The organism is Wenyingzhuangia sp. IMCC45574 (genome assembly GCF_054182685.1).
The window spans coordinates 1007858-1028413 of record NZ_CM135169.1; the positions used below are offsets into that span (position 1 = coordinate 1007858).

General features: G+C 33.5%; 12 protein-coding genes. 1 reads left to right on the forward strand and 11 read right to left on the reverse strand.

Annotation, left to right across the window (positions count from 1 at the left end):
• Positions 1–7: 7 nt before the first annotated feature.
• From ACXHHC_RS04325 to ACXHHC_RS04360, 8 genes are all read right to left on the reverse strand, one after another.
• On the reverse strand, positions 8–2464 hold the full coding sequence (locus ACXHHC_RS04325; protein ID WP_458228427.1) for a BNR-4 repeat-containing protein: 2457 nt from the start codon (positions 2462–2464) through the stop codon (positions 8–10).
• A 185-nt stretch (positions 2465–2649) separates the two neighbouring features.
• Positions 2650–4569, reverse strand: a complete 1920-nt coding sequence (locus ACXHHC_RS04330) for a hypothetical protein (protein ID WP_458228428.1) — start codon at positions 4567–4569, stop codon at positions 2650–2652.
• Positions 4570–4726: 157 nt separating this feature from the next.
• Positions 4727–6889: a glycoside hydrolase family 3 N-terminal domain-containing protein gene (locus tag ACXHHC_RS04335; RefSeq protein WP_458228429.1), complete on the reverse strand. Its 2163-nt coding sequence runs from the start codon at positions 6887–6889 to the stop codon at positions 4727–4729.
• Between the two features lie 145 nt (positions 6890–7034).
• Positions 7035–8765 (reverse strand): sulfatase-like hydrolase/transferase, encoded by a 1731-nt coding sequence (locus ACXHHC_RS04340; protein ID WP_458228430.1) that lies wholly within the window; start codon positions 8763–8765, stop codon positions 7035–7037.
• A gap of 80 nt (positions 8766–8845) precedes the next feature.
• Positions 8846–9979 carry a glycoside hydrolase family 88/105 protein gene (locus ACXHHC_RS04345; protein ID WP_458228431.1) on the reverse strand — a complete coding sequence of 378 codons (1134 nt, stop codon included), beginning with the start codon at positions 9977–9979 and terminating at the stop codon, positions 8846–8848.
• Between the two features lie 14 nt (positions 9980–9993).
• Positions 9994–12264, reverse strand: a complete 2271-nt coding sequence (locus ACXHHC_RS04350; RefSeq protein ID WP_458228432.1) for a glycoside hydrolase family 3 N-terminal domain-containing protein — start codon at positions 12262–12264, stop codon at positions 9994–9996.
• A gap of 14 nt (positions 12265–12278) precedes the next feature.
• Positions 12279–13019 (reverse strand): hypothetical protein, encoded by a 741-nt coding sequence (locus tag ACXHHC_RS04355; protein WP_458228433.1) that lies wholly within the window; start codon positions 13017–13019, stop codon positions 12279–12281.
• Between the two features lie 24 nt (positions 13020–13043).
• Entirely contained in the window at positions 13044–16571 is a 3528-nt protein-coding gene (locus ACXHHC_RS04360) for a sulfatase-like hydrolase/transferase (protein WP_458228434.1), read from the reverse strand.
• A gap of 227 nt (positions 16572–16798) precedes the next feature.
• On the opposite strand from ACXHHC_RS04360, the gene ACXHHC_RS04365 reads away from it, so the two are divergent.
• Positions 16799–17110 carry a hypothetical protein gene (locus tag ACXHHC_RS04365; RefSeq protein WP_458228435.1) on the forward strand — a complete coding sequence of 104 codons (312 nt, stop codon included), beginning with the start codon at positions 16799–16801 and terminating at the stop codon, positions 17108–17110.
• Positions 17111–17272: 162 nt separating this feature from the next.
• Here the strand turns inward: ACXHHC_RS04365 and ACXHHC_RS04370 are convergent, their stop codons facing one another.
• Genes ACXHHC_RS04370 through ACXHHC_RS04380 form a run of 3 tightly spaced genes read right to left on the reverse strand, consistent with a single transcriptional unit; the run spans position 17273 to position 19992 of the window.
• Positions 17273–17857 carry a LutC/YkgG family protein gene (locus ACXHHC_RS04370; RefSeq protein ID WP_458228436.1) on the reverse strand — a complete coding sequence of 195 codons (585 nt, stop codon included), beginning with the start codon at positions 17855–17857 and terminating at the stop codon, positions 17273–17275.
• Positions 17858–17869: 12 nt separating this feature from the next.
• The gene (locus ACXHHC_RS04375) at positions 17870–19237 is read right to left on the reverse strand and encodes a lactate utilization protein B (RefSeq protein WP_458228437.1); all 1368 of its coding nucleotides are present in this window, start codon (positions 19235–19237) and stop codon (positions 17870–17872) included.
• Positions 19238–19239: 2 nt separating this feature from the next.
• The gene (locus tag ACXHHC_RS04380) at positions 19240–19992 is read right to left on the reverse strand and encodes a (Fe-S)-binding protein (protein ID WP_458228438.1); all 753 of its coding nucleotides are present in this window, start codon (positions 19990–19992) and stop codon (positions 19240–19242) included.
• Positions 19993–20556: the final 564 nt, after the last annotated feature.

Genomic DNA, 20556 nt, shown 5'->3' on the forward strand with positions numbered 1-20556 from the left:
ATAGGTATTAGTTTATAAAAATTTTAGCCATGTACGTTTGGTTGTTTTTAGCTAGAACTTTTAGAATGTAAATACCACTACTTAAAGAAGAGACATTTGTTAAGTTTATAGTATTACTTTTGGTTGCTCCCCTAAAAACTTCTTTTCCTAAAACACTATATACACTAAGTTCTACATCCGAAAGGTTTTGAAAAACAATAGTAACTCTTCCTTCTTTAAGATTGGATACTACCTCTATTTCTGTTGCTTTTAATTTAATAGCAGAAATACTTAAAGATTGGCTAGATGGTATTGCTTCCCAAACACTTCTTAAGTCTGTATCTGGAATACTAATATTGTATACATTGTTATTTGGATCTTGATACAAATACCTATTGTTTGTTTTAGACTCAAACCTAAAAGTATTATTGGTTTCGTTAAAATGAAGCTTCCATATTTTATCACTATCTCCAGTTGTAGGAGATTTCCCAGTACTTAGCACTAGGTAAGGATCTGAATAGCCACTTCCTGTAGAACGAAGAACACCATTAAAATTACTATCTATATTGTAGTACTCTACACCTCCAACTGTTGTTTTTACAAACGTCCAATGTGTATCGTCTGTTTCTGCTGTTTCGCTCATAACCACTGGGGTAGCAGTACCTGGACCAGCTCCTAAAAACTTCCCTGTGGCTTTATTTCTAAGTCTAAAAACATCTTTGGTTAAATCCGACTTATCTACTTCATTAATTTTCACAGATATTTCATCCGACTCAATGCTTTCTCCTCCTGTTCTATATGCTATGGCTTTTAACAAATAAGTACCTGTAGCAGCTGGAGTCCAATCCAATGTATACGGTTTAGTAGTATCTTCTTGTAACAAGTTGTTATCTAAATAAAACGCAACTTTTGTAATCTCGTCTTTATCTGTAGTAGCAGAAGCTATTACCTGTACATTTTTTCCTTCATCAAACTCCTGATTGTTACTTGGAGCTAATAATTGAACTGCAAACGGTGTATTACTATCTATACCTAAATCTATAATTTGTAAATAAGTAGGTTGTGTATCATCAGCATCAGCAGCGTTATTTTCTAACAAGTAATAATATAATTTACCATCGTGTATATAAACTTGCCCTTTTCTAAAACGTTTCCCAGAGGTTGCTTCATAAACTCTAGTAAATAAATTTGTTCCCCCTTGTGCAGATTCTACAAATGGCCTACCCGAAGATGTTAATCCAATTATGTAAACTTTATCACCAAAAGCATATAATGTTTCTGCTCCAGAGAAATCCGTTGTAGTTATAAACTCTGTAGCTCCAAATGGTTTGTAAGTATGTACTTGTTTTGTAACACTGTTTTCATTATCAATAACTTTACCTATAAAATGAACATCTCCATTATCTGTCACAGTCCAATCAAAACCAGATACCATTTTAACTTGGTCTAACGCAGTAGTAGAAACTAAATCTCCTGGCTCTGATATTTTAATTTTATCTGATATTGCTAAAGGTCTATCGAATGATGTTCCTGTATGGTCTTTCCACTGAGTTAGACCACTTGGATCGTCTGAGTACGCATAATAAAAACCATTTTGGTATTGGTACTTATCTGTTCTTATGTTAGCTCTTTGCTGAAAACCAATTCTTATTTTTCCATTTAAATACTTAATGTCTCCATACAACCCCCAGTTATAAGAACTTCCATGACTTGATGCCACCATTCTATTAAAATCAGTATATCCTTCCCAATCATTACCATCGTATTTAGCAAACAGAAATTTTCCATTTTCAGAATACCCGAATCTATTCTTCATAAATAAATCTCCTTGATCATTGGTAAAAAAAGCAGGGTAGGTTAATAATTTGGTGGTATTTACATCGTTTATTCCCGGAAAAGCTAAATGTTTGTAATTATTGTTAGGTGATTGTACGAATAAATCAATTGTAAATTCATCATCTAACACAGTTGCTGCATTTGCTGTTGTGTATGAGTATCTTAAATAATCATTTGCAAAAGCAGCTACATTACCATTCCTGTGCATATCATATACCATGTGAATAGTTCCATCTTTAGGACAAATACCAACAGCAATGGTGTTATGAGTTTCACCTATCCACCACTTATTATTATAACCCGTATGTTGATGCGGAAATTCTATCGTTTTTTGGACTCCAGTCTCTGTATTGTACCGTGTTAACATTACATGTCTATCCAACTTTCCACCTCTATACCATGTTAAAAAAACATATTTATCATAAACCTTAATACAATCTCCATGCGGTGTTAAAGCAGGACCATATGCGTAATCATAACCTGTAGTAGAATTTGTGCTTGTACTTATTGGCACTTTTTGACCATCAAAGTACATGGCCATATCCGTAATTTTAACCTCTGTTTCTAGTACAACTTGAGCAGAAATTAAAAATGAATTCAATAATAAAAAAGCTATTATACAGCTCTTAAAAGTAGTTTTACAGTTCATTGATGCTATATTTTCAATATTTATAAAGTTTTCTTAAAAACATATAAATTTCACTGAAAATGAAGACAATACAGTACTGAACTATACTGAAAACAAAGCTCGTATATCTCCAAAAGACAACTAAAGTAAAACACTTCTTAAGATTTACGCTAAGAAGTGTTTATGCCCTATAAAAAATTACGCAATTATACCACCTTGATTTCAAGAATCAATGATTCAGAAGAATCGTTAAAAAAAGCTTCTAAAGGTAGTGCTTCTACACCAGGGACCATGTTAAAAACTCTCTTGGTAGGAATTTCTCTTATGTTTAACTTGGCATTACTTGTTATTACAACAGCCCCCCCCTCTTTTTTTACAACCAATTCATAATCTGATGTAAAAGTATATTCCTCATTGTTTTTTGAAACTATAGGAAGAACAAAAGATGTTTTATTGGTAATTTTTTGTTCTGGTTTAACTTTTATTGTCGTTTTATCCTTATCAAACTGATAATTAATTGAAAAATTAGCAGCAGTACTACTTACTTGTTTTCTGGATGCATTTTTTAAAGAAACGTTGGCTATTAACTCTACCACTCCATTCTTATCAGAAGAAGTTGCAGTTGCATTTAAATCAAAAAGATTGGTATACCATTCGTCTTCTACAAATGTTTCAATTCTTGGCGTTAATGCAAAATCTACTCCTGGTTGTGGTTGCTGATTGTTTTTCTCAACCATTTCATAAACAGCCATACTTGCCACAGATAACAACCCTACTTTATTGTGGTAAAGCACTCCTAAAGCACCTCCACATGCTTGTCTAAAATCTTTACTATAATGATATTCTGCATCATATGTACTAACAGTACCTCTCCAATCTCCTCTTGCAAATAAAAACACATCCAAATCTTTAACATGTTTAACCCCATCTGCAACCAACCTTGGTAGCGGAGTATTTTTATTTAATTGTGGTAAATGTTCCCAATGATCTAACAAAGTAGCCAACGGTTTTGCATGTGTAAACGTATGGTGAACACATGGTTTTACACCGTGAGACACAAAGTGAGGACCTCCGTGTATTAAACCACTAGAGGTACATTCTTTTAACAATTCCGTATTTTTTATAGCTGCGGTTGCAAAAGCAGGGTTCATATCTGCCATTACAGCGTAAGCAAGCTGACTCCCATCACATGTTCTACTCCCCCAATAACTCCATTTGTACTGTCTGGTTCCCCAACTATTATCCCAAGCACCGTCTGGTAACATAAACTCTAAATGACTCGTTAAAGACTTTTCTACAAGTGTTAACAACTCCTCGTCTTGGTATTTTACAGCATACATAGCAAGGCTATTTAGGGTTTCTTCTACATTGTAACCTAAATCTACCCCATGCAAACCTTTTTCACTTAACTTATCCGACTCTTTTTTACATTCTCCAAACAAGAATGTTTCGTTATCAGTAAAATAATCTTTAACATCAGTTGCCAACTCTTTACTCTTCGTCAAATACTTTTCAACTTTTAAAACTTCACCAAATAAACTTAATCCGTAAATAGCTGTACCTCCGTAATTAATATTGGTAAAAGATATTGTAAAGACTTTATAAATATATTCAGCAGCTCTATGCAAACGATCTGTCCATGCTTTTTTGGTAGCAGCATCTAATATATGACCGTGATATTTTAAAGCTTCGGCCAACGCAATGGCTCCAAAAACAGTAATCCCTTTCCACGATTTAGGATTTTTAATTACCGTCCAAGCACCATTTGCTTGTGACACATTGTTCTCTGCCCATTGCATTACCAAAATAGCACCTTTTAAATACTTTTGATCCCCTGTAACATCTGCCATATATAAAAAAGGATACACGGCATCCATGCATCTACCATGAATATGAGAACATGAAGGACAACCCAATGCTCCATGGACATCTTTATCAGAAGGATTTATGATTTGTAATTTTAACATTTCATCACACCACTCTTTTAACAATGAATAGGTGTAATTTTTAAACTCTTTAGAATGTTCATTTTTATCATTGACACACGAACTGAGTAATGTTGAAAAAGGTAAAGAAACACCAACACCCAACATTGCAGACAACTCTATAAAATCTCTTCTGTTCATCTAATATCATTTTTCTTAAAAATAGACATAGTTCGGACTCCAAGCATCCTGAACTGTACTGAATTTAACTATATCAAAAAAAAACCAGTATCAGCTTTTAAACTTCTACTGGTTTTCAACCAAATTAAATCACTAGTATGTATGATCCTAATAAAAACTAATTGTTTTTCACTTTTAATGTTGCTGTTAACAAGTCTTTTTCTAACGATGAACTTCCAATATAGACTTTAAAGCTTCCTGGTTCTACCACCCTTACTAAGTCTTTATTTAGAACATTCAACGCATCAAAACCAAGAGTAAATGTTACTTTCTTCGTTTCTCCTGGCTTTAAGGTAACACGTTTAAAACCTTTCAACATTTTATTGTATCTACCTACAGAAGCTACCTCATCTTCTATATACATCTGTACTACTTCATCTCCAATTCTGGCACCTGTATTTGTTACTTCTACAGATACTGTTGTACTTCCATCTTTGCTTATTACCATATCTTCTAATTGAGGAGTACCGTAGCTAAACGTTGTGTAACTTAAACCAAAACCAAATGGAAACAATGGTGTTTTAACAGCATCTCTGTACAACCCTTTTCCAGAACCAATAAAATCTGGTCTTTCTAAGTAAGTAACCGGTATTTGTCCTACAGAACGAGGAAAAGAAACCGTTAATTTACCTCCTGGATTTACATCTCCAAAAATAGCATCTGCAATTGCATCTCCAGATCTCATTCCCAAGTACCATGTTTCTAATACAGAAGGAATGTTTTCTGCTATATAATTAATAGACAAAGGCCTACCGTTTATTAACACTACAATTACAGGCTTTCCAGTTTCCTTAATTGTCTTAACCAACTCTTTTTGAACCCCCGTTAAATCTAAATTAGATCTGTCAACACCTTCTCCACATGTTCTTCTAGAACCTCCAACCACTAAAATTACTGCATCCGATTTTTTTGCTGCATTTACTGCTGCTTTAAAACCTTTCTTAGATTTCCCTTTTAAAGTACATCCTTGTGCATAGTTTATAGCTACTTTTCCTTCTAACTTATTAGTTAATCCATCTAGAACAGAAACGTAATACGGTGGCACACCTGAGTACCCTCCTAATAATGAGTATGTCCCTTTTTTAGGCTTTCTTTCATGAGCATTTGGTCCAATAACCGCTAACGACTTAATTTTAGTCATATCTAACGGCAATAGCTTATTGTCATTTTTTAGTAAGACAATCGCTTTTTTAGCCATTTCATATGAGTAATCCTGATGCTCCTTCTTGCTAACTACAGTTCCCTTTTTAACTTCTTTCTTATTTTTAGCATCGAACAAACCTAATTTGTACTTAGCTGTTAAAATTCTTCGGTTGGCATCGTCTACATATTTCACCAACTCAGGATTCTTTTGTAACGTATCTTTTAACACCAAAGAATGATAGGTATAAAGCGGCAAATGTTTTCCTAAAACCAAATCCATATCTACACCTGCTTTAAGTCCCAAAATTGCAGCTTCTGCTCTAGTTTCGGTTATTTTATGCATGGTCTGTAATCGTCCAACATCGTTGTTATCAGAAACAATAAAACCATCAAACCCTAACTCTCCTCTTAAGACATCTTTTAACAACCACTCATTCATATGACAAGGAACGCCATTAAAATCTTGATGCCCAGGCATAATACATCCAATACCGGCTTCTTGTACAGCTGCTTTAAATGGTGGTAAAAAAATCTCTCTTAAACGTCTTTCAGACATGTCGCTAAAACCTCCATTAATACCTCTTCTATTTTCTGGATACCCAATAAAATGTTTTGCTGTAGCAATTACATGATTTTCATCAAACTTTTCTTCTCCCTCTCCTTGCATTCCCTGTACAAAAGCAACTCCCATTTTTGAAACCAAAAAAGGATCTTCTCCATACGATTCCTCTACTCTTCCATATCTGGCATCTCCAGTAATTACATCTAAGTTAGGAGAATATATGTGCGTAATATTTAATTCCCTAGCTTCTAAAGCTGTTTGTTGAGCCATCTTTTTTACCAAACTAGGATCCCAGGTAGCACCACATGCTATAGCCTGTGGATATACAGTAACTCCATCGTGCCAAAGACCATGTAAGCCTTCTCCAAACTTCATAAAAGGTATACCTAATCTTGTATTTGCTTCTGCATCCTGAGTTAATTCTGCAATTTTCTCATCCAATGTCATTTGCTCAATTAAAGCCTCTACTTTTTTAGAAACTTCTAAATCTACTCCTGAAATATTTTTGCTTTGATCTTCCTCTTTACAAGAAAAAAACAAAACTAAAAACGATAGGCATAATATTCTTTTAATCATTCTAGGGCATATATAATTTAACACTAAAATAATACTTAAGGCACTGTAGAGTGTCATGTAGTATACTGACAGGTATAATTCTTAACCCAAAAAACACCGTTATAAATAAACGCTGTTTTTTAATTAATCAACATATTCTAATATGTTACTCCATTTTTCTTACTACCGTTTTACTCGGTTTGTATCCTATTCTATGTGCTTTTATCTCTATTGTAGTATTAGTTAAAACTCTAAAAGGTTCTTTGTAAACACTCCATGATTTAAAGAGTTTGTTTGCTTTATCTTTTACTCTATACCCAATAGAAGCTCCCTCTGTTTTACAATTTATAGTTACCAAACCATTTTTAAAAATTATCTCAGGATTCTGAGTTAAGGGTTTTACATCGTTTCCACTCCATAGTTTTTTAATAAGCTCTATTTCTGGTAAGTTTGGAGTATCATTTATGGAGTTTAACCATTGATCCATCTCTAAACTTAGCTCCTTAATTTTATTTGCATATGTTGGATCGTCTGCTAAATTATTTAACTCATTAGGATCTAAATAACAATCAAATAACTCCTCTTTGGGTTTGTTTTTTCTAAACCACTGCATTTGTTGCTCGTTTAACATTCCTGTATCTCTTAACTTAAGCAACTCTTGCATAGAAGGAATTTTTTCTCTGTACGCCAATGGTAAATAATATTGCTGATTAGGTCTATAGTTTCTTATGTATTTAAACCTATCATCTCTTACCGCCCTAATAGCATCGGTAACTTCATCTAACCTGTCTACAGCTGCATGAATGTATTTTCTTTTCTCTTTAGATTTGTATTTTCCTAAAAAAGCCTGCCCTTGTAAATATGGCTTAGGCTGAACCCCTATAATAGACAATAAGGTTGGTGCAAAATCTACAAAACTTATTAGCTGCATATCTTTTAAACCTGCGTTTTTCTTATTCGGAAATCTAATAATCATTGGAGTATTTAAACCTGAATCATAAATAAGTCGTTTTTCTCTAGGCAAAGGACCACCATGATCTCCATAAAAAAATATGATTGTATTTTCTAAAAGACCATCATCCTCTAATTGCTTTAACACAGCCCCTACTTGATGATCCATTTCTGCAATATTATTATACAACTTCCATAAATCATTTTTAACTACTTGGGTGTTGGGTAAATAGGGTGGGATTTTAAACTGAGTATCTTTAGATAAATGAATGGGGGTTTTAGAAGGTAAAGTCTTTCCTTTTTCCCATTTAAAGGCTCTATCTCCTGCTTGATAATGTCTTGCCTCTATATTTCTAATACCATAAGGTTCAAAAAGTCCTGATTCGTGGGTTGTTGTAAAGTTAAAAATAGAGAAAAATGGCTGATCCTTTTTTCTATTTCTCCAATGCGCATATGCACTACTTTCATCCCAAGCCGTAACAGGTGCTCTAAACTGATAATCTTCTTTGTAATTATTGGTACAGTAGTAACCTTCTGAACGTAACAACTCACTTACCATTTTTACAGCAGCAGGAGGTACAGATTCATATTTTGGCAAACCTGTTATTTTTGTATTAGAAGTAGTACGCATATGATTGGCTCCAATGCTAGAAGGATACATACCCGTAGCTATGGCAGCTCTACTTGGTGCACAAACACCACAAGTAGAATACAAGTTAGGATATACAACACCCTCTTTAGCCAACTTAGACAAATTAGGTGTTTCTATGGTATTATCTCCAAAAGCAGGAATATAAGCCCCCATATCTTCTGTTACCAACCACAAAATATTTGGCCTTTCAATTTCTTTAGTCGATTCGTTTTCTTTAGCATACTTAGAACTAAGATTGCAAGAAAACAAACAAACAGAAATCATTACGTTTGCTAATTTTACTATATTTCTCATAATAATGAATTTAAAAAAAGCTAAATAAATAGGTAATACCGTATCTATTTAGCTTAAAAAAATAATATATGTGTATTTGCTTATTTTAACTTAAGCACTTCACTTCCAGCAAGTAAAAATGCTCCTGTTCCAAAATTCTGCCAACTGTTTTTAGATGCAGGTTCTGGAGAAGCTCCAATGTCTTGAACCCAACCTACTCGTCCATCTGCATGTTGACAAGCTTGTAAAGCTTTCCATGCCTTTTTAACAGCAGGAGTATATGTTGCAGCATCTAAGTAACCATTATTAACTCCCCAAGCTAAAGCAAAAGTATGAAATCCACTTCCACTTACCTCTCCATGATTAAAGCTCTCTGGACTTAATAAACTAGTAGTCCACAAACCATCTTTAGATTGTAAAGACAACATTCTTGCAGACATTTCTTTGAATAACTTTTCATAGAAAGCTCTGTGCTTGTAATCTTTTGGCATATCATCTAGAATTAAAGCCAAGCCTCCTATAACCCAACCATTTCCTCTAGACCAAAAAATCTTCTTTCCGTTTTCTTCTTTTAAATCTTTCTTAGTTCCTTTCCATACATAACGTAAATCCCTTGCAAATAAATTTTCTTCTTTGTCGTAAAGTCTATTGTACGTTTGCATGTAAAACTTATGCATATCGTCTAAATACTTTTCATCCTTAGTGTACTTAGCATACAAAGTAATTACAGGAGGTGCCATAAATAAAGCATCACACCACCACCACAATATATTCTTTCCAAATTTATTTTTAAGAGTACCTTCTTTCCAAGGATCATTTTCATATAAATGAGCTTGTAAAAAATCATGTGTTGGCTTTAAATCTACCAGCTTTCTTCTCTTTTCATTTAAGGCTTGATATAAATAACTATAAGAAATTGCAACATCATCTGCATGGTGTAAACGTGTATATGTTTCCCATTTATTCCAATATCCATGATTTTTTAATGCCGTTAAATAAATTGCATCTCTCGTGGTCTTATGAGCCCTTGCAACTCCTGTATAATAAGCTCCTACAGTCCAATCTGTTGGTGCAGCTGCAAAAATAGGATGAGCCTCTTGCCATTCAACAGCTTTAATCATAGCTGCTTTTACTTCTTCTACATTTAGTTCTTTATTAGAACTTGAATGTTGAACCGAAGCACATCCATACAAAGCGCAAATTAATACAGCCGAAATAATTGATTTGAATTTCATTTTACTTATTTAATTTATTTTTTAACTAATCTAAAAGCTCCTTCTAAATACTCCTTAGACGAAGTACCTACCATCACTTTATAATCTCCTACTTCTAATACTTTTTCCATTTTAAGTCCCGTAAACTCTAGCATTTTAGGAGTAATCTTAAAACTTACTTCCTTAGTTTCTCCTGCTGCTAATTCAATCTTCTCAAAACCTTTTAATTCTTTATCTGGTCTTGTAACAGAACCTATTACGTCTTTAACATACATTTGAACTACTTCTTTAGCCGTAACGTTACTTGTATTCGTAACTTTTACACTCACAGTAATTTCAGAATTTGAACTAATTTCAGAATTAGATAATTTTAAATCTGAATACTTAAAAGTAGCATAACTTAATCCAAAACCAAAAGGATAAATAGGTCCATCTTTTAAAAACAAGTACCCTTTTTTATAGTTTATTTCTTTCATACTATAGTGATACGGTAATTGCCCAATAGATCTAGGTACTGTAACAGGTAATTTTCCTGAAGGTGAAACCTCTCCAAAAATAATTTTTGCTGTAGATTGATCTCCAAACTCACTTAAATCCCAAGTATCTAAAATTGCATCTGCTTCTTTAGAAATAGTGTTAATAGATAAAGTTCTTCTGTGTTTTAAAACCACAATAACAGGCTTACCTAACGCTTTTACTTTCTCTACTAATTCGTCTTGCGCTCCCACAGGGTCTATAGTAGCTCTATCTCCAAGTGCACTATTAAAAAATGCTTCTTTAGATGTAAACTCGTCTCCTCCTAAAAACAAAATTGCCACATCGGAATTCTTTGCAATATTCACCATTTTCTCTATAGCCTCTGGATTTCTTTTAGATAAATTAGGCACTCCTTTTTTCTGATCTGTTAAAGGAAAACCTTTTTCATCTATGTATGTAATATTTGATCCAGTAACAGAACTAAACATTTCTTTAGTATTCTTTCTTACCAAAGGTCCTAACAAAGCTATTTTTAACTTCTTAGCAGGATCTAATGGCAATACGTCTTCTTTATTTTTTAATAAAATAACAGACTCTAAATCAGATTCTTTAGCCAAAGCCAATGACTCTTTTGACCTAACTTCTTTTTTAACTTTTTTGATCTTTATATAAGGGTTGTCAAACAATCCTAACACAAACTTTGTTCTTAAAACTCTTCTTACAGATCTGTCTATTAATTTTTCTAACTCTGGGTTCTTTTTAACCATTTCAGGCAAATATGCATAAGAATCTTCTGCATATAAATCTATATCAATTCCAGCTTCCAACCCCATTTGAGCAGCTGCTTCAGGAGATTCAGCTACTTTCATAAAATAAAATAAACGAGCTATATCATTAGAATCTGAAACCACGTAACCATTAAATCCCCATTGATTACGTAATACACCTGTAAGTAATTCAGGATTCCCGTGACTTGCAACTCCATTTAAATCACCATGTGAAGCCATAACTCCCAACGTTTTAGCATCTTTAACAGCTGCTTCGAATGGAGGGTAAATTTCATCTATTAAGGTTCTTGGAGATATTTCAATTGCCGCAAAATTAGAACCTCCTAATACCTGACCGTAGCCTGCAAAATGTTTTGCTACCGCTCCAATATGAGTCCCTTTTCCTAAACCTTCGTAATTACCTTGTACTCCTTTAATAGCACTTGTTACCATTTGAGTAGTTAAGTAAGTATCCTCTCCAAATGCTTCACTCATTCTACCAAATCTAGGATCTCTTACTAAATCGGCTTCTGGTGAATGACACATATGCATTCCTCTAAGTCTTGCTTCTTTTCCAACAACATCCCAAACTTTTTGTACCAATTCTGGATTGAATGAAGCCGCAGATGTAATAGGTCTACCAAATTTTGTACAACCTTCTGCATCTACACCGTTATAAGACTCTGTAACAAACAATGCCGGTATTCCCCAACGATTGTGCTCTATAATGTACTTTTGTAATTTGTTATTGTATTTTGCAGCTTCTACAGCGTTCACATGTTCTGCAGGGTTTTTAATACCTGCAATCCCTAACTTTAACTTATTAACTACTCTTTTAGAAAGTTTTAACTCTCCATTTTCATCGGCTTTAACACCTATATTGGCATGGAAAATTCTCATTTGAGCCACTTTTTCTTCTAAAGATAGTAACGGCAATAAAGCATCTACTCTTTCTTCTACAGAAAGACTCGAATCTTTATAATCTTTCTTTTTTGGTGGTTTTACAAACGATAACACCAAAGCGCTACACAGTATTATTGGGTATATATACTTTTTATTCATTTTATTAAGTTTCTCTATTTACATTCAGTTTTACTCAACTCAGCTTGTTTTGCTGTGTTCAAATTTTTATCCACTCTAAACAATACAAATTGATCTATAGCGTGTCCATTAGATCTACCCGAAATTTGAACATTATACACTCCTGCATTGTTAAATTTTGCAAAAATTCCATAAGGATCATGATCATTCGTTTGTGATTTCCACAACCATTCCCCTAATTTATTCATGTAAGATTTTAACCATCCATTTTTACTAGTTCCAGCGGGGTTTGGTGTTTTACCAGAACCTTTTGGATACACTTTAACTTTTGTAGTTGCGTGCTCCCCGTAAAACTCATCTGCATCTATTTTTAACCAAGAGTCGTTGTGTTCTCCTCTGTGATCTCCCTTAGAGATTCTACTACTCCAAACAAACTGATACACTCCGGGTTGAGTAATTTTAATAGGAAAATTAAGTACATCATTCCCTGGATTGCTAAAACTATCTGGACCAGTATATACTAAATACCCTGTACCCTCAAAACCAGTTAAGGTATTTTCTGTTGACCAGTTATTAGAAGGGTCTGTATTTACTATATCAACACGTAGTAGACCTTCTTTTTCTATATATACCTTGCCCAATTTGCAATCCGTATTATTTTCGTCTACTGGGTCTTTTACCTCTTGTTCCACATCTTCTACTGTTAACTTATTGCTAGAACAAGATGTTAGCACAACAGTTAAAAAAGCAACACTTAAAATTTTCGAAAAATTCATAAATAATTATTTTGTTGCTTAGGATTAAAATGAATTAATTTTTAACTGAATATCGTGTTTACCAGGTGTTAACCTAATAGACTTAAACGAAGAAGGAACTTTCTGACCATTGTGTAACAAATCTTTACCATTAAGACCGTTTAAAGAAAACTCTGCAACCATATTTCCAGGAATTTCAATTTCATATGTCTGTAATCTTTTTCCTTTGTATGTATACTTCCCTTTAATTGTTCCTCTAACAGTTGGAACCTCTATGGAGCTTGATTTTAATTTACCCATTTGAGGTTTAATCAAAGCAATACCATACCCTGCTGTTTTAGGTTTTATACCCCATAAACCTCTTGGAATTACGTTTGCTGGTACAGCTCCCCAAGCATGATTCCAGTCCAAATTATTTTTGTATTTGTTATCCCAAGCTTCTAAAGTAATGGTAGATCCAATTTTAATCATGTTATACCAACTTCTATCCGAAGTATCTGTTAATAAATCTAAAGCATAATCTGCCTCACCAGCATTGTACAAACCATCCATTAAAAATTGTGCTCCATAAACACTACATCCCATTCCTCTAGATTTCACATGATTTACTACCGATTGCTTATACTCATCTGGTACCAAACCAAAAGCCAAAGGCATCATATTGGCGTGTAAAGAAGCATGATCTGTTCCTATTCCATCTACATAAACCCCTCGTTTTTTATCAAACATTTGTTCATTTACCGCTTTTTTAGCTTTTGCAGCTCTATATTCAAAATCTAAAGCTTCTTCTGTTTTTCCTAAAATTTTAGCAAACTCAGCCATAATCTTCATATTCTCGTAAAAGAAAGAATTAATTACCGTGCTATATGGTTTAAATACAAATCCATCTCGTTCTCCTTTGGTTTTACTTCTGTTAAAATTAGCTCCTGGCCAATCTACAATATCAGTTAAAGGTTTTTTGTATCCTTCTGGGAAACCTAACTTTTTCATAAAAGCTGCATCTACCTTAGTAGACGTAATTAGTCCATCCTCATTAGATAATTCGTATAAAGATTTATGCTTTAATGACTCATAATAACGTGCTACTAACTCTGTATTACCTGTATACATATAGTCTGCATAAATTAATAAGGGTACATGTTGTTGCCATTCTGTTGGCCATGTTGGGTGTTGCATAAAGTACTCTATAGTTCTTCGTGCCATTGCAAATTCTCTATCAGTTGTATAATGGCTTAACTGATTTAAATAAGCATCTGCTTCGTAAGGAATACGCTCTCTATCACCATCTACATACAATCCATTAAACGTAGTTGCTTTGATAGAATATTTACATAAATCCCAAACTTTATCTAAAATTTTATTATTACTCTTAAAGCTACTTGCTTCTTCATTCCAATAGGTATGAAAGGCAAGTTGTGTAAAACTTTCTGCACTAAGTACACCTTTAAAACCTTCAATTTCTGCATACCTAAATGGCACTAAAGGAGGAAAGCCATTTGGTAAAGGAATGGCTTTATTAGGTCTTGTATTTCTTTCATCAGATTGTACTTTAATCTGATATTCTGTTTGACCTGGTTTTACATCAACTTTTAATTCTTGATAGCGAATATTACTAACCTTTGGAGGTGTTCTGTTTACATTACCTTTGCTATCTACCATTTCCCCAACTCTAACTGTTAGAGTGTGTGGTGTTGTAGCATTGTACGTAAAATTTAAAGTAGCAAAGGCTGCTTTTCCAAAATCCATAAAGTAAACGTCTCCTCTCTTTTGAAACTTCTTTGGCTTTATGTTACTTATTTCAAACTTGTTCTCTGTAGACTGAATGTAAGTATTGCTTTTTCCAATAGTAAACTTTTGAGGTGCTGAATAATCAACCAATCGATTTTCCTCGTCCCAAACTCTAACCTTCCAAAAATAAGTTTTACCAACCTCTAATGCTGTTCCTTTGTACTCTACATCTGTAGATTTAGAACTGGTTACTTTTTTACTATCCCAAACGTCTCCATTGTTCGCATTAATACTCGCTTTGTTAGAAGCTACTAAAATCTGATATGCTCTTTGGTATTTTGCCCCTAAAGGAACCGTCCATCCAAATTCAGGTTTAGTATCTAATATCTTTACATCTGTACTAGGCTCTCTAATTAACTCTACTGTTAAGTCTGATGGTGCTGCTCTATAATGATTGCTATTTCTGCTAATTAACTCCTCTGTTTTAGCTCTTAATGCTGCTAAAACTTTTCTATACTTCTTCTTTTTAACTAAATTCTTAGTCTCAAGCGGATCCTTCTTTAAGTTGTATAACTCTTCAATTGTTTTATCATTAACATATCTAAAGTATTTCCACTCTTCTGTTCTTACTCCTTCACTTGGTGGAATATGATCAAAGTCCCATATATGCTCTATAAGAACCGTATCTCTTAAAGATGTTTTTTCTTTGTTTACAATAGGCATTAAACTCTTTCCTTGCCATGTTTTTGGAGCTTTTACTCCTGCTAAGTCTGCAATGGTTTGTGGAACATCTATATTCAACACCATCGCATCAACATCTTGATGATTTTTAACTCTTGGATCGAAAACAATTAAAGGAACTCTAATAGAGTTATCATACATTAACCACTTTCCAGCAAATTGACGTTCTCCTAAGAAATAACCATTATCTCCCATTACGATAATTACCGTATTATCATCAACTCCTTGTTCTTTTAATTTCTTACGGATTTTTTTGATCTCTAAATCTACTCCAGAAATCATTCTATAATACCCTTTTAAACTATGTTGATATTTTTCTGGGGTATCATACCTCCATGTCCAACGTAATCTATTAAACCCATCTCTTACTATTTTTGGTTGTGCCAAGAAATACTTCTCATCATTTAAAGCAGGTTCTGGAATTGTTGCATCTTCTAACATTGCATCCATCTCGCTTTGCCAGAAGTATTGCTTTTTAGCACTATCATGTGCATGTGGAGCACTAAAACTTAACGACAAACAGAATGGCTTATCATTTTTTGCATTTTTATCTAGAAAGTCTAACGCTTGTTGTCCTGTATATCTTGTTAAGTGTACTGTATCTTTACCTATAGTCTTGTAGTAGTAACCTCTCCTATCTTTATACTTGTGATTTCTATCATAAGAATCGTACTCATCAAACTGCTTGTCCAAGTGGTTGTATCTTGTACCATATTTCCCAAAAAAACCAGTATAATAACCATTATCTTTTAACAATCTAGGATAAGAATTATCCATATACTCGTCTCTTACATTACCTGTCTGAAAGTTGTAGTTATGAGACCTCTCGTACAATCCTGTTAAAATACTTGTTCTACTTGCAGCACAAATAGGAGTTGTTACAATTGCTTTTTTAAAGTAAGTTCCTTTTTTTGCTAAGTCATCCATTTCAGGAGTTTCAACAAACTTATTACCTACATAACCTATCGCATCAAACCTCTGATCATCAGTTAATATAAAAATGATATTTGGTTTATTTATTTGCTTCTTTTTTTGTTGACTAAAAACACCACTTATATTCGTAATAATTACTACAGCAGCTAAAAAACACTTTAAATAACGCATGAATTTTGTTTATTTATTTTGACGTAAAACATTAATTCTCTTGTATATCCAAATATTAAAATTGGACAATGAGATACTCTGATGATTAAAATTAACTTTAAAAGAAGTCTTAAGTGTACTGATGTGTATGAATTTTGAACTCCTTTACACGCTTGCAATAGTGTTCAGCACACTTGTTTAACAAAGATTTTAGATATTGAAAAAACAATTAATCTAAAAGTTAAGAAATGAAAAAATTATTAGTGGTAGCAATGGTATTATTTGCTACAGTAACTACAAATGCACAGTCTAATTTTGAAAAAAGAGCAACAGCAATTACCAACCAAATAAAAGAAGTTGTCTCTATTGATGAATCAGAAGCAACAGAAATTTTCAACTTAAAAGTTGAAGCGATGAAACAAAAGAGCACTTTAGAAAAAGGAGATAAAGAAGGGCTTAAAACAGTTAATCAGACTTTCTTTAAAGGAGTAAGAGCTATCTTAGGTAAAGAGAGATTTAAAGCATGGAGAGACCACGCTAAAGCTAAGCAACACAAATAATACATACCTCTACATATTTACAACCAAAAGCACTGTTTCAAGTGAAATCGTCCAATGGCAACCCCATTGGACTTTTTTTTAGTTAAAACTACAAATTACAGCAAAAAAAAATCTAAGGTCATTACTCCTTAGATTTTTCATTTTTATATACGTACTTATAAACTACTTTAGAACAAACACCGAAAGACTTAATGCTCCATGTGCACCTATTACTAAAGATTGTTCTATGTCTGCGGTTTTAGAAGGTCCAGAAATAAACACTCCATAATCCGAAGGCCCTAATTTATTATAGGCCTGATGCATGTATGGTAAAATATCTTCTTCTTTAAGAATTACCACCAAATGCTTTGTTATAAAAGGTAAAACTCTCATTGGCAAATCTGAATGCTCTAACCAAAAGGCTCCATTTTCTGCCACTGCTACACTTGTTTTTACCACAAATAAATCTAAATCTTCTAATTTATCTGGAGTCTTAACCTCCTCTAAAGAAACAGTATTAAACACACCCAACTCCTCAATTGTTGAAAGATTCTTTTTTGTTCCTGGATACATTTTTAAGCTTTGCTCAATAATATCTTGATAAGATGTTGCCTGGAATACGTTACCCCCAACTACTTCTACTTTTTTGGTAAACTCTTTAAGCAAATCTAATCCTTCGTCAAAAATAGCAGCATCAATAGCTGGTAACGCTATACTTTCTGGCTTACTGTTCTTTATTCTTTCTAATATCTGATTTCTACTTCCCATTTCTGATATTATTTATTTGTTCTTATTCCTCTCTTTGTACCACTCATCAAAACTTTGCTTAGGTCCTTTAGGTAAGTCTCTTGATTTACCCCAAACATTCGGTTTAGAATCTATAACGGATTTTGGCAAATTCCTAAGCGACCACCTTGCAATAGACCCTACCTTTTCAAACTTTGTTGGTTTTGCAAAAAGATCCCCCATTAACTCCATTGATTTCTTCTTTACAAAAGGTTGAGGCGTGTTTTTGGTAATAATTTGCCTCCATTTATATAGTTGAGAATGAATATCAATTTTAACAGGACATACATCGGAACAAGAACCACATAAAGTAGAAGCAAAAGGCAATGTACTATGTTTCTTTAAATCTTTACCCGGAGATAAGATTGAACCAATTGGACCTGGTATTGTTGCATCATAACTATGACCTCCACTTCTTCTATAAATAGGACAAGTATTCATACAAGCACCACATCTTATACAATGTAATGATGCTCTAAAATCGGGTCTACTTAACTGCTCTGACCTACCATTATCTACAATAACAATATGCATTTGAGCACCTTCTCTAGGTTTCTTAAAATGTGAAGAATAGGTTGTAATTGGTTGCCCTGTAGCCGATCTAGCTAACAAACGCAAGAAAACTCCTAAATGCTCTTGTTTAGGAATAATTTTTTCTACTCCCATACAAGCTATGTGTACGGGTGCTAAATGTGCCCCCATGTCTGCATTTCCTTCATTGGTACAAACTACAACAGACCCTGTTTCTGCTACTGCAAAGTTTACCCCTGTAATAGCAACATCTGCACTTATAAATTTTTCTCTTAAGTGCTTTCTAGCTTCGTGAGTTAAATACTGTGGATCACCATCACAAGGTTCTGTACCCAAATGTTCTTGAAACAGTTCGTCTACCTCGTGTTTATTTTTATGAATTGCTGGTAAAACAATATGACTTGGTGGTTCTTTTGCCAATTGAACAATTCGCTCCCCTAAATCTGTATCTATTACCTCTATTCCATCTTTCTCTAAAAAAGGGTTTAAATGGCACTCTTCTGTTAGCATAGACTTGCTCTTAACCACCTTTTTAGCATTGTTCTCTTTTAGAATACCATGTACAATCTCATTATGCTCTTGTGCATTTGCTGCCCAATGTACTTTAACACCATTTGCCAAAGCATTTTTTTCAAATTCTATCAAATAGTTATCCAAATTAGATAACATATGAGCTTTAATTCCATGACCAAGGTTTCTTAGCTCTTCCCAAGCCTTTACAATATGAACACTCTTATCTCTTTTGTGCCTAACAAACCAAAGAGCTTTATCGTGCCAATCAACCTTTTTTTCATCTTTATTAAAAATACTCGCTAACTTAGGATGACTCATAATTATTTATTTTTAGATAAAATATTACTATTCAGTATTTCCGCAACGTGTAAAATCTTTAACGGCTTCTTATCTCTATTAACCAAACCTTCTAAATGCATCAAACAAGAGGTGTCTGTTGCTGTAATTACCTCAACACCACTCTCCAAATGATCGTTAATTTTATCTTTCCCCATTTTTACAGAAACAGCTTCTTCTGCCACTGCAAAGGTTCCACCAAAACCACAACATTCATCCGACCTTTTTACAGGCATTAATTCAAGCCCTTTTACATTTCCTAACAAATCTTCTAAATAGGAAAACCTAGCTCCAACCACTTCTGAACAAGATCCTAGCCTTAAACCTCTTAGACCATGGCAACTCTTATGAACACCAACCTTATATGGGAAATTGGCATTTACATTTTTTATTTTTAACACATTTACAATAAAATCGCAAAGCTCATAGACATTTTCACGAACCTTTACAACATCTGCTGTTTGCTCTAAAATATTGTAATGCTTTTTAACATGATAAGCACAACTTCCAGAAGGCGTAACAATGTAATCATAGTCTTTAAAATTCTCTACAAAATTATTACACGCCCCAAAAGACTCGTTCTCATACCCCGAATTTGCCATTGGCTGTCCGCAACAAGTCTGTCCCGAAGGGTATGACACATCCACATCTAGTTTCTCTAGTAATTCTAAAGTTGCAATCCCTACTTGAGGATACAATTGATTTATATAACAAGGAATAAACAATCCTACTTTCATCTTATTTCATCTTTTAAAATTAGTAGTATAGAATAAAATTAATGTTGATTATTCGGAATACTGTCCTGTACTCAATTGATAGGCTCTAAAAGCGTTTATTCATAAAGATTTTAAATAAAGACACTTGTTAATAAACGACTTCCCTTTTTACTAAATCCATATGTTTTAAACAACCTCTCGTTCTTAGGTTGATTGCTAAAAAACGTTTTAAAAGGAATACTCTAATTGATGAGACATGATGGATCTTCTCTACAAAAAAGAAAATAAGGCAATAAAAAAAGCTCTCAAATTTCTTTGAGAGCTTTCGCGGTCTGGACGGGACTCACCGAACACAACCAATATCTTTATATATAAGGGATTCAAAGCTACACTACAAAAAGTCCACCGATTAACACACCTTGTTATACGATAGTTTTGTACAAAATAAATGAACGTTATGCTTCTGTTTGCTTTGTAAAAATACAGATAAACACTAGCTTAATCAATTAAATAGAAATATTTAACAAATAAAAAAACCGCTTCTAAATCATATAGAAACGGTTGTCAAATATGTATCTAAACTTA

Coding starts and splice junctions, on each gene's coding strand:
- ACXHHC_RS04345 (WP_458228431.1), bottom strand. CDS start 9,979: ATGAAATTCAAATCAATTATTTCGGCTGTATTAATTTGCGCTTTGTAT.
- ACXHHC_RS04355 (WP_458228433.1), bottom strand. CDS start 13,019: ATGAATTTTTCGAAAATTTTAAGTGTTGCTTTTTTAACTGTTGTGCTA.
- ACXHHC_RS04340 (WP_458228430.1), bottom strand. CDS start 8,765: ATGAGAAATATAGTAAAATTAGCAAACGTAATGATTTCTGTTTGTTTG.
- ACXHHC_RS04380 (WP_458228438.1), bottom strand. CDS start 19,992: ATGAAAGTAGGATTGTTTATTCCTTGTTATATAAATCAATTGTATCCT.
- ACXHHC_RS04325 (WP_458228427.1), bottom strand. CDS start 2,464: ATGAACTGTAAAACTACTTTTAAGAGCTGTATAATAGCTTTTTTATTA.
- ACXHHC_RS04360 (WP_458228434.1), bottom strand. CDS start 16,571: ATGCGTTATTTAAAGTGTTTTTTAGCTGCTGTAGTAATTATTACGAAT.
- ACXHHC_RS04335 (WP_458228429.1), bottom strand. CDS start 6,889: ATGATTAAAAGAATATTATGCCTATCGTTTTTAGTTTTGTTTTTTTCT.
- ACXHHC_RS04350 (WP_458228432.1), bottom strand. CDS start 12,264: ATGAATAAAAAGTATATATACCCAATAATACTGTGTAGCGCTTTGGTG.
- ACXHHC_RS04365 (WP_458228435.1), top strand. CDS start 16,799: ATGAAAAAATTATTAGTGGTAGCAATGGTATTATTTGCTACAGTAACT.
- ACXHHC_RS04375 (WP_458228437.1), bottom strand. CDS start 19,237: ATGAGTCATCCTAAGTTAGCGAGTATTTTTAATAAAGATGAAAAAAAG.
- ACXHHC_RS04330 (WP_458228428.1), bottom strand. CDS start 4,569: ATGAACAGAAGAGATTTTATAGAGTTGTCTGCAATGTTGGGTGTTGGT.
- ACXHHC_RS04370 (WP_458228436.1), bottom strand. CDS start 17,857: ATGGGAAGTAGAAATCAGATATTAGAAAGAATAAAGAACAGTAAGCCA.